Annotated in this window: 1 protein-coding gene; it reads left to right on the top strand. The window is 38.3% G+C overall.

Translation table 11 applies throughout. The features are described from left to right. A partial coding sequence (locus LPB87_RS20705; RefSeq protein ID WP_230729235.1) for a hypothetical protein occupies positions 1-316 on the top strand: 316 nt, incomplete at both ends.

Here is a 316-nt window from a genome sequence, read left to right as displayed (position 1 = left end):
ATTAAAAGGAGCAGATGGAAAATCATTTTCATTCTCTGATTTTACCCAAGAACAACTAGATGGCTTAAAAGGAGCAGATGGAAAATCATTTTCATTCTCTGATTTTACCCAAGAACAACTAGATGGCTTAAAAGGAGCAGATGGAAAGTCATTTTCATTCTCTGATTTCACACAAGAGCAACTGGACGGATTAAAAGGTGCAGATGGAAAAGCGTTTACGTTTGCAGACTTTACCCAAGAACAACTAGATGGCTTAAAAGGTGCAGATGGAAAAGCGTTTACGTTTGCAGACTTTACCCAAGAGCAATTGGATGGA

The organism is Flavobacterium sp. EDS, assembly GCF_020991525.1.
GTDB lineage: Bacteria > Bacteroidota > Bacteroidia > Flavobacteriales > Flavobacteriaceae > Flavobacterium.
Note: the sequence above shows the minus strand (reverse complement) of the source record. Positions and strands in the feature narration are given on the sequence as shown.